Source organism: Planomonospora algeriensis, from assembly GCF_977012225.1.
In genome coordinates this window covers 1-9,678 of the sequence record NZ_CDRNDK010000236.1, presented here as the reverse complement: position 1 = coordinate 9,678, position 9,678 = coordinate 1, and the positions used below count along the sequence as shown (strand labels likewise).

The 9,678-nt window shown below is 73.9% G+C and carries 10 protein-coding genes and 1 pseudogene; 7 read left to right on the top strand and 4 right to left on the bottom strand.

The window, feature by feature from the left end:
- The first annotated feature begins 134 nt into the window (after positions 1–134).
- The 4 genes and pseudogenes from ACWJ6R_RS22295 to ACWJ6R_RS22280 all read left to right on the top strand — a co-directional run bounded on the left by ACWJ6R_RS22295 (position 135) and on the right by ACWJ6R_RS22280 (position 3,591).
- A complete protein-coding gene (locus ACWJ6R_RS22295; RefSeq protein ID WP_449064093.1) occupies positions 135–1,049 on the top strand; it encodes an ABC transporter ATP-binding protein in 915 nt (304 codons plus the stop codon).
- A gap of 2 nt (positions 1,050–1,051) precedes the next feature.
- Positions 1,052–1,819 carry an ABC transporter permease gene (locus ACWJ6R_RS22290; RefSeq protein WP_449064092.1) on the top strand — a complete coding sequence of 256 codons (768 nt, stop codon included), beginning with the start codon at positions 1,052–1,054 and terminating at the stop codon, positions 1,817–1,819.
- A 28-nt stretch (positions 1,820–1,847) separates the two neighbouring features.
- Entirely contained in the window at positions 1,848–2,990 is a 1,143-nt protein-coding gene (locus ACWJ6R_RS22285) for a sensor histidine kinase (RefSeq protein ID WP_449064091.1), read from the top strand.
- A pseudogene (locus tag ACWJ6R_RS22280) lies at positions 2,987–3,591 on the top strand (response regulator transcription factor). Before ACWJ6R_RS22285 ends, ACWJ6R_RS22280 begins: the two are co-directional and overlap by 4 nt.
- 76 nt (positions 3,592–3,667) lie before the next feature.
- Here ACWJ6R_RS22280 and npdG read toward each other — a convergent pair.
- On the bottom strand, positions 3,668–4,333 hold the full coding sequence (gene npdG / locus ACWJ6R_RS22275) for an NADPH-dependent F420 reductase (protein WP_449064090.1): 666 nt from the start codon (positions 4,331–4,333) through the stop codon (positions 3,668–3,670).
- Positions 4,334–4,509: 176 nt separating this feature from the next.
- Between npdG and ACWJ6R_RS22270 the strand changes: the two genes are divergently transcribed.
- Both ACWJ6R_RS22270 and ACWJ6R_RS22265 read left to right on the top strand, forming a co-directional pair.
- Positions 4,510–5,100: a hypothetical protein gene (locus ACWJ6R_RS22270; RefSeq protein WP_449064089.1), complete on the top strand. Its 591-nt coding sequence runs from the start codon at positions 4,510–4,512 to the stop codon at positions 5,098–5,100.
- Positions 5,101–5,251: 151 nt separating this feature from the next.
- Positions 5,252–5,917: a cyclase family protein gene (locus tag ACWJ6R_RS22265; protein WP_449064088.1), complete on the top strand. Its 666-nt coding sequence runs from the start codon at positions 5,252–5,254 to the stop codon at positions 5,915–5,917.
- Positions 5,918–6,002: 85 nt separating this feature from the next.
- On the opposite strand, the gene ACWJ6R_RS22260 is transcribed toward ACWJ6R_RS22265, so the two are convergent.
- A complete protein-coding gene (locus ACWJ6R_RS22260; RefSeq protein ID WP_449064087.1) occupies positions 6,003–6,182 on the bottom strand; it encodes a hypothetical protein in 180 nt (59 codons plus the stop codon).
- A gap of 45 nt (positions 6,183–6,227) precedes the next feature.
- Between ACWJ6R_RS22260 and map the strand changes: the two genes are divergently transcribed.
- Positions 6,228–7,076: a type I methionyl aminopeptidase gene (gene map / locus ACWJ6R_RS22255; protein ID WP_449064086.1), complete on the top strand. Its 849-nt coding sequence runs from the start codon at positions 6,228–6,230 to the stop codon at positions 7,074–7,076.
- 44 nt (positions 7,077–7,120) lie between these two features.
- On the opposite strand, the gene ACWJ6R_RS22250 is transcribed toward map, so the two are convergent.
- The gene (locus ACWJ6R_RS22250) at positions 7,121–7,531 is read right to left on the bottom strand and encodes a sensor histidine kinase (RefSeq protein WP_449064085.1); all 411 of its coding nucleotides are present in this window, start codon (positions 7,529–7,531) and stop codon (positions 7,121–7,123) included.
- Between the two features lie 181 nt (positions 7,532–7,712).
- Entirely contained in the window at positions 7,713–9,647 is a 1,935-nt protein-coding gene (locus ACWJ6R_RS22245) for a cytochrome c oxidase assembly protein (protein WP_449064094.1), read from the bottom strand.
- Positions 9,648–9,678 lie beyond the last annotated feature (31 nt).

The following is a 9,678-nucleotide window of genomic DNA, read 5'->3' as shown; positions in this document are numbered from 1 at the left end:
GGAGCCCCGGTCCGCGTCCCGGCCGCCGTTCCGGCTCCCGCCCCGGTCACCGCCGCCCCGCCCGGCGGGTCATGACCGCCAAGTCGTGAATTCCTCACTGTTCCCGGCCCGTGCCGCCCTGGAGGATCGTCGGCATGACAGCGATCGAGGTGGACGGGCTCGTGAAGGGCTACGGGGGGTTCGAGGCGGTCAGGGACGTCTCGTTCTCCGTCGGGGAAGGTGAGATCTTCGCCCTGCTCGGGCGGAACGGCGCGGGCAAGACCACGACGGTGGAGGTGCTGGCCGGGTTCCAGCGGGCCGACTCCGGGATGGTGCGGGTCCTCGGGCTGGATCCGGCCCGGGACCGGGTCCGGGTGCGCAGGCGCACCGGGATCATGCTCCAGGAGGCGGGGTTCTTCCCGGACCTGACCGTGGCGCAGACCGTGGACGCCTGGCGGGACTTCGTCGCCGCGCCCCGGCCGCGCGACGAGGCGCTCGGCCTGGCCGGGCTGGACGCCAAGGCGGGCACGAAGGTGCGCCAGCTCTCCGGCGGCGAGAAGCGCCGCCTGGACCTGGCGCTGGCCGTGCTGAGCCGCCCGGACATGCTCTTCCTCGACGAGCCGACCACCGGGATGGACCCCGAGGCCCGGCAGAACACCTGGGAGGTCATCCGGGACCTCGCCGGACAGGGCACCACGATCCTGCTGACCACCCACTACCTGGAGGAGGCCCAGCGGCTGGCCGCCAGCATGGTGATCATGGATAGGGGCCGGGTGGTCGCCTCCGGCGGCATGGCCGAGACGCTGGCCGCCCGGGCGGGCCGGGTCGCCTTCGAGCTGCCCGCCGGCGTCGCGCCGGAGGACCTGCCGGTCCCGGTCGCCTCGGTGGAGGGCCGCACCGCGGTCTGCCGCGTGGAGGACCCCGACCTGGCCGCGCAGACCCTGCTGGGCTGGGCGGGCGAGCGGGGCCTGCGCCTGCGCGGCCTGGAGGTCCGCACGGCGAACCTCGAAGACCTGTTCCTGGACCTCGCCGCGGGCGAGGGGACTTCCCCGAAGGCGGAGGTGGCGTGAGCGTGTCCACACGTGATCTGGCGGTGGTGGCCCGCTTCGGCGGCCGGCTCTACTGGCGCGACAAGGTCGCGCTGAGCACGTCCGTGACCCTCTCCCTGGGGCTCGGCATCGGCATGCCGCTGCTGATGGACCGGCTCCGGGGCGGCGCGGAGGCCGTGCTCGACGCGCACCTGGGGGTGCTCGCGATGATCCTCGTCATCGCGACGTTCAACCAGATCGCGGTGACCCTCACCGCCCGCCGCGACCAGCTCCTGCTCAAGCGGATGCGGGCCACCGGGCTGAGCGACCGGCACATCCTCGGAGGTGAGATCGGCAACCTGGTCGTGCAGACCACGCTGCTGACCGCCGTGGTCTCGGCGGCCCTGTACGCGCTGACAGGCCTGCCGGTCCCCCGCGACCCGCTGCTGTACCTGGTGGCCGTGGTCGCCGGGGTCACCGTCCTGTGCCTGCTCGGCGCCGCGTTCACCGCCGCCGTCCCGCGCACCGAGGTCGCCGGTGTGATGACCATGCCGTTCTTCTTCCTGGCCGGGGCCGCCGCGGGCGGCTTCGGCCCGCTCCTGGAGATGCTCCCCGGCTGGGTCGGCACGGTGCTGGGGTTCCTGCCCACGGGGGCGGTGGTCGACCTGGCCCGTACGGCCTACGCCCCCGACGGGACCCTCGCCGGGGACCTGCAGGCGGCGGCCGCGCCCCTCCTGACCCTCGCAGGGTGGGCGCTGCTCGGGGTGTTCGCGATCGCCCGCTGGTTCCGGTGGGAACCCCGCAGGTCATAAGTCCTGACGAAAGCGTATGTTTTCGGACATGAGAATCGCCCCCCAGCGCCTGGCCGTGGGCCTGGTCGTGCTGATCTCCGTGGGCTTCATGGTCTTCCCGGTCATCACGATCGCCCGGCTCGGCGGGATGCCCGGGCTCGTGGTGCTCGCGACCTGCCTGCCCGGTTTCTTCGTGCCGTTCTTCCTGCACCTGCGCTCCGCGCTGCGCGGCGCGGAGCCCGGCGCCCCCACGGTCCTGCTCGCGGTGGAGGCGGTCGCGGCCTACGCGCCCATCCCGGTCCTCGACGCCCACCTCGAGTACCTGGGCTACTGGTGGACCGGGATGCCGACCATCCTGCTCGGCTCGGTGCTCCTGCGCCTGCGCCCGCCGGTGGCCCTGGGCTGCCTGGTTCCGATGACGGCGGCCCAGTTCGCCCTGGGCTGGCGCTACGCCACGGATCCCGCGCAACTGCAGCACGCCTTCTACCAGGTCATCACCCTCATCGTCACCGGATTCGTGATCTACGGGGTGACCCGGCTGGTGGTGGTGAGCCGGGAACTGGAGCAGGCCAGGACCCAGCTGGCGGAGGCGGCGGTGCTGCGCGAGCGGCTGCGCATCTCCCGCGACCTGCACGACGGGCTGGGCAGCAGCCTGACCGCGATCGCGCTCAAGGGCGACCTGGCCCGCAGGCTCGCCGGGCGCGACCCCGACGCGGCCGGCCGCGAGCTCGCCGACCTGGTCCAGGTCGCCAGGGACGCGGCGCAGGACGTACGGCAGGTCGCGCGCGGCTACCGGGAGATGTCCCTGCGCGAAGAGGTGCGGCGGGGCACGGCGCTGCTGGCGGCCTCCGGGATCGAGGTCCAGGCCAACCTCGCCGACCTGGACCTGGCCCGGCCGGTCGACGAGGCCCTGGCCTGGGCGGTGCGCGAGGGGGTCACCAACCTCGTCCGGCACAGCCGGGCGACGACCTGCTCGATCAGCACCTCGCGGACCGCGGGGAACGTGCGGCTGGAGGTGGTCAACGACGGCGCCCCCGAGCGGCCGGCCGGCGGTTCCGCGCCGGGGGAGCGGGCGGCCGACGGCACCGGGCTGGCCGGGCTGCGGGAACGGGCGGGCGGCCTGGGCGGCTCCCTGCGCGCCGAGCGGACCCCCGGCGGCGGCTTCCGGCTCGCGGTGGAGGTGCCCGCATGATCCGGGTGCTCCTCGCCGAGGACATGCACATGATCCGCTCGGCCCTCGTCGCGCTGCTCCGGCTGGAGTCCGACATCGAGGTGGTCGCCGAGGTCGTCCGGGGCGACGAGATCGTCCCGGCGGCCCTGCGGACCCGGCCGGACGTGGCGGTCCTGGACATCGACCTGCCCGCGGTCGACGGCATCACCGCCGCGTCGGAACTGCGGGAGAGGCTGCCGGCTGCCGGGTCCTGATCCTCACCGCGCTGGGCCGGCCCGGCGAGGTGCGCCGGGCCCTGGCGGGCGGCATCGAGGCGTTCCTGGTCAAGGACGCCCCCGGCGACCGCCTCGCCGACGCGATCCGGCGCACCGCCCAGGGGCTCCGGGTGCTCGACCCGGAGCTGGTCACCGCCGCCATGGAGTACGGCGCCAGCCCGCTCACCGCCCGGGAGCGGGAGGTGCTCGCCGAGGCCGCGCGCGGCGCCCCGGCCGAGGAGATCGCCGCCCGGCTGCACCTGTCCGCCGGGACCGTGCGCAACTACCTGACCGCCGCCGTCGGCAAGACCGGCGCCCGCAACAAGGTCGACGCCGTCCGCATCGCGCAGGACGCGGGCTGGATCTGACCCGCCGGGCGGCGGCCGTACGGCACCGGCGCGCCCGGCACGATCCGCGCCGGGTCCGGCCGCGGGCCCGGTCCGGTCAGACGTCGGTGAGGCGGAGGCCGGCGTGGGCCTTGTAGCGGCGGTTGATCGAGATCAGGTTGGCGGTCAGCGCCTCCACCTGGTGGGCGTTGCGCAGGCGGCCGCCGTACACGCCGCGGACGCCGGCGATCCGCCCGGCCAGTGCCTGGACGGTGTCGGTGGCCTCGCGGTCGTCGCCCAGGACCAGCACGTCCAGCTCGACCTCGTCGACCTCGGGGTCCAGCAGCAGGACGGCCGAGACGTGGTGAAAGGCCGCGACCACGCGGCTGTCGGGCAGCACGGCGGCGGCCTGCTGGGCGGCGCTGCCCTCCTCCACGGCCAGGGCGTGGGCGCCCTGCTTGTCGAAGCCCAGCGGGTTGACGCAGTCGACGACGATCTTCCCGGCCAGCTCGGCGCGGAGCGACTCCAGGGTGGCCTTGTGGCCGTCCCACGGCACCGCCACGATCACGATGTCGGCCTCGGCGGCCACGGTCGCGTTGTCCGCCCCGCGCGCCCGCGCGCCGACGGCCTCCGCCGCCTCCCGGGCCCGCTCCTCGCTGCGCGACCCGATCAGCACGGTGTGCCCGGCGAGGGCGAACCGCCTGGCCAGTCCTTTGCCCTGGTCGCCGGTGCCGCCCAGGATCCCGATGGACAGCCCGCTCACGTCCGGAAGGTCAGTGCTCACTCGTCGCTCCTCGTCGCTCTCGGCCGCCGCGGACCGGGCCCGTCGGCCTCGGCGCGTGCGGTCCGCTCCGCCGGCGGTGACCGGCCCGTCCCCGGGTCCGTCCCGCCTCCACGCCAGATGATGCCAGGCCCGCGTTCCGCGGACGGCCCCAGGGTGCCTGAGGCACGATTGTCCGCATGGACGGTGGATCGGTGGCCCTGCTGCGCGAGATCCTGGAGTCGACCGGGTGGGTGGAGCGCACCCGCGAGCTGGGACGCGCCCTGCGCACGACGCGCTCTCCCGGCGGCCTGCTGGTGGTCGGCACCCCCGTCGAGGAGCCCTGGCACCTGGCCGCGCACCTCGGCGACGAGGCCCGGCTCTCCGGCCTGCCCCAGCTCTCCCCGACGCTGGTCCGCTGGTCCCCGCCCCCGGACGCCCCCGCCCACCTGCGGATCGGCCTGGAGCGGATCGAGAAGGCCCGGCGGGGGGAGACGCTGTTCGTGGTGGCGGAGGAGCGGGCGCCCGACCCGCTGCTGGAGCGGGTCAGCGACGCCCGCCGCACCGGGGCGACGATCCTCGCCCTGGACGGCGGCGACCCCGAGCTGGAGGGCCTGGCCCATGACGCGCTGGCGGTCCCCGCCCGCGCCCCGCTCTCCTTCGACGGGGCCCAGCACCTGGTGAGCATGGCCGCGGGTGAGGAGTCCCGCCCCGCCGTGCAGCGGGCCGGTCTCCGCTCCCGCCTCGCCCGGCTGCTGGAACGGCTCAGCGGCCCGCACGTCCCCGACTGACCCCGCCGGCCCCGGCCTCGGATCCCGCCGCGACCTGCGGATTTGCCGTCCGGCACCGCACTTGTGAATCATGTGTCGTCCGTGTTCGCATGCACCGACGTGCCCGGTACATCCGGGGTGTCCAGTCCCGCAGGAAGGCGGTGAGCGCCCCGTGAGGCGACTCGTCGAGCTGAGCCACCGGATCACCGAGGGCATGGTCACCTACCCGGGCGTCCCCGGCCCCCGGCTCGGCACGCACCTGAGCCGGGAGGCCTCCCGCGAGGTCTACGCGCCGGGCACCGAGTTCCACATCGGCAGCATCGAGCTGGTCGCCAACACCGGCACCTACCTCGACACCCCGCACCACCGCTACCCGGACGGCCCGGACCTGTCGGGGGTGCCGCTGGAGGCGCTCGCCGACCTGCCCGGCCTGGTGGTGCGGGCCGAGGGCCTGCGCTCGGTCGGCGCCGACCTGCTGGAGGGGCTCGACGTGCGGGGCAAGGCCGTGCTCGTGCAGACCGGCTGGGACCGCCACTTCGGCACCGAGGCCTACCTCCGCGACCACCCCTACCTCGAGCCGGAGGCGGCGAAGTGGCTCGCGGACCGGGGCCCGGCGCTCGTCGGGATCGACTCGCTGAACATCGACGACACTCCGCCGCGCGGGGAGCGCCCCGCGCACACGCTGCTGCTGGGCGCGGGGATCCCGATCGTGGAGCACATGACCGGCCTGGCCGCGCTGCCCGACACGGGGTTCCGCCTCCACGCCGCCCCGCCGATGGTCGCGGGCATGGGCACCTTCCCCGTGCGGGCGTACGCGGTCGTCGGGGACCGGTCCTAACCGCTCGGGGAGAGCGGCCCGGCCGCGCGGTCCTCATGGCGGCGGCCGCTCGGGGGAGGCGGGCCGGTCCCCGCCGTCCGGTCGTTCAGTCCTTCTCCCAGGCCTCGTCCTCGTCCTTCCACCTCTCGTTGCGGTCGGCCGCGGTCGCCAGGGCGTCGGCCGCGGCCTGGCGGGTCTCGTAGGGGCCCATGCGGTCCTTGTTCGGGCAGCCCTGCTCGGGCTCGACCGCCATGTGCTTCAGGCAGAACCACCACTGATCACTCATAGCGGCAATCCTGCCCGGTGCGAACGGCAATTAGACTGTGCAACCATGACGACAGTGCTCCAGCCCGGGCGGGTCTCGCCCCTGCGCAAGGTTCCCGCCCACATCCAGCGGCCGGAGTACGTCGGGAAGAAAACCCCGAAGACCGGTGAACCCGACGTCAAGACTCCGGAGATCATCGAGCGGATGCGGGTCGCCGGCCGGATCGCCGCCCAGGCGCTCCAGGAGGTCGGGCGGCACGTGGCGCCGGGGGTGACCACCGACGAGCTCGACCGCATCGGCCACGAGTTCCTGCTCGACCACGGCGCCTACCCCAGCACCCTCGGCTACCGGGGCTACCCCAAGTCGCTGTGCACCTCGATCAACGAGGTCATCTGCCACGGCATCCCGGACGACACGGTGCTGCGCGACGGCGACATCGTCAACGTCGACATCACGGCCTTCATCGGCGGCGTGCACGGCGACACCGACGCCACCTTCCTGGTCGGCGAGGTGGACGAGGAGTCGCGCCTGCTGGTCGAGCGCACGCTGGAGGCCACCAACCGGGCCATCAAGGCCGTCGCGCCGGGCCGCCAGCTCAACGTGGTCGGCCGGATCATCGAGGCCTACGCCAAGCGGTTCGGCTACGGCGTCGTGCGCGACTTCACCGGCCACGGCATCGGCACGACCTTCCACTCCGGCCTGGTCGTCCCGCACTACGACGACCCGTCGCTGGCGGTCACCCTGGAGCCCGGCATGACGTTCACCATCGAGCCCATGCTGACGCTCGGCACCATCGACTACGACATCTGGCCCGACGGCTGGACCGCCGTCACCAAGGACCGCAAGCGGACCGCCCAGTTCGAGCACACCGTCCTCGTCACCGACACGGGCCACGAGATCCTGACGCTGCCGTAGCCGTCCGGGCGCGCCGATCCGCGCGCCCCAGCCGCGGACGCCGCTCAGACCCGCCCGCGCGGCACCGTCGCGGTGACCGTGGTGCCGCCGCCGGGCACCCCGTTGACGGTGAGCGCGCCGCCGACCTCCGTCAGATGGGTCCGCATGGCGGTGATGCCCCGTCCGATGGCCGCGCCGTCGAACCCGATCCCGTGGTCGCTCACCGTCATCCGCAGCCCGCCGTCCCCCAGGGTCACCGCGACCGAGACGGTCTTGGCCAGGCTGTGCCGCTCGACGTTCGACAACGCCTCGGCCAGCGCGGCCAGGACGGCCCGGACGACCAGATGGGAGGCGTCGCGGGAGGGGAGCGCCCAGATCTCCACGGTGATCCCCGTACGCGCCGACCAGTCGGCGAGACGCTCCTCCATCGTCTGGGCGAGGCTCCGTCCCTCGCGCATGCGAAGCTCCTCGGACATACGCCAACTCCTCCTGACGCGCACGGCTACCGCCGGTCCCCCGACCGGGCACGTGAATGAACGTGGTGCGCGACAGTCGGACGCCGCACCCGCTGGGATGACTACCCATTCCCCCTGATCGAAAGGCTACCTCGCGGCGCGTAAGGCAGCGGTGAGGGGATAGAAGGCCGTAGCCGCAGGGCTACTCGCCGCGATCACGCTTATCGAGCTTTGCCAGAAAATCGTTGTAGGCGTCGAGCTCGGCGTCGCCGCTGCCTCCGGTGCGGGCCGCGGCGGCGTCCGCCCGGCGGTCGGCGCGGCGGGCCCTGCGGTCGTCGTCGCGCCACCACTGGAAGGCCAGCGCGAGCAGCACGATCAGTGTCGGGATCTCGCCGAAGCCCCAGGCGATGGCGCCGCCGGTCCGCTGGTCGGCGAGCGAGGACTCGCCCCAGGTCCGGCCGAGCTGGTCGTACCAGCCGGCGGCCAGCACGGTGCCCATGCTCATCAGCGCGATGCCGAAGAACGCGTGGAAGGGCATCGTGACGAACAGCACGACCAGCCGGGCGACGTGCGGCAGCTTGTGCGGCGCCGGGTCCACGCCGATGATCACCCAGAAGAACAGGCAGCCGCTGATCAGGAAGTGCACCGTCATCGCGATGTGCCCGAGGTGCTCCTCCATCGCCTCGGCGAACAGCGGGGTGAAGTACAGCGCGTAGGTGGAGACGATGAAGATCGCGGTCGCGATCGCCGGATGGCCGACGAAGCGGACGAACCTGCTGTGCAGGATCGTGGTCAGCCACTCGCGGGGCCCCCGGTCGCCGCGGCGCGCGGCGGGCTTGAGCGCCCGCAGCGCCAGGGTGACCGGGGCGCCGAGGACCAGGAAGATCGGGATCAGCATGGAGAGCGTCATGTGCTCGGCCATGTGCACGCTGAACAGCACCTTGGCGTAGCGGGCCACTCCGCTCTGGGTGGCGAGGACCAGGATCAGCACCCCGATGGACCACGCGGCGGTGCGGCCCCAGGGCCAGGCGTCGCCGCGCCGGGCGAGCCGTACGACCCCGGCGAGGTAGAGCCCGCCGAGCAGGGCGGCCAGGGTGCCGGAGAACAGGTCGAACCACCACAGCGAGGCCAGGTTCGCCAGGGAGATCTCCGGCGGCATGGTGTAGCCGAGGAGTTCGAAGGCCCGGTCGACCGGGAGGATCGCCGGGGGCGGAGCGGTGCGGGAGAGCGCCACGGCCAGCCCGACCGCCGCGAACATCACCACGATCTCCCCGGTGGCGAACCGGACGAACGTACGGCTCCCGCCCGAGGCCAGAGCCGGCAGGGTGCGCCTGCGGTGCCACCAGCCGGCCGCGCCCAGCAGCGCGAACGCCGCGGTCTTGGCCAGCAGCAGCACGCCGTAGGCGGAGGTGAACAGCTCCGAGACCGAGGTGAGCCGGGCCAGCACGCTGAACAGGCCCGACAATCCGACGCCGGCGAAGCACCACAGCGCCAGCGTGGAGAAGCGGGCGGCGGCCACCTCCAGGTACGGCTGCCCGCGCACCGCGTGGGCGCAGAGCACGCCGAGCCCGCCCACCCAGAGTGCGAGGACCACCAGGTGCACGGCGACGCCGGTGGTGGCCAGGTCGTGGTTGGGCGAGGAGGCGGAGTGGCCGGTCAGCGCGGGCGGGAGCAGCGTCACCAGGGCGAGCGCGAGCAGCCCGCCGGCCGATCCGACGGTGATCGCCCCGCGGGCGAACAGGGCGATGGCCACCGCGAAGAGCACGACCAGGGTGAGTGCGATGCCCTGGGAGACCTGGCTGGCGTAACTGGTCAGCTCGTCGCCGCCGAGCACGTCGGCGACGGGCATGCCGAGCGCGTCGGACAGGCTGAAGACCATCGTCGCCGCCGCGGCGGCGGCCCAGACGAGGCCGAGCCACGAGGCGGCCCTGACGTAGGCGAGGGCGGGCTTGCCGAGCAGGCCCTTGTCGCTGGGCAGGAGGATCGCGGCGGCCAGCAGCGCGCCCACGGTCAGCACGCCCGTCACGTCCATCGCCAGCTTGGACAGCGGCAGCCCCCAGCGGGTGAGCATGCCCTGGTCGGGCAGGCCCGGGATGATGCGGGGGGTCGCGGCGCCGCCCGCGACCATGGCGATCACCAGGCCGCGACGGCCGCGCCCGCCCCGGCCA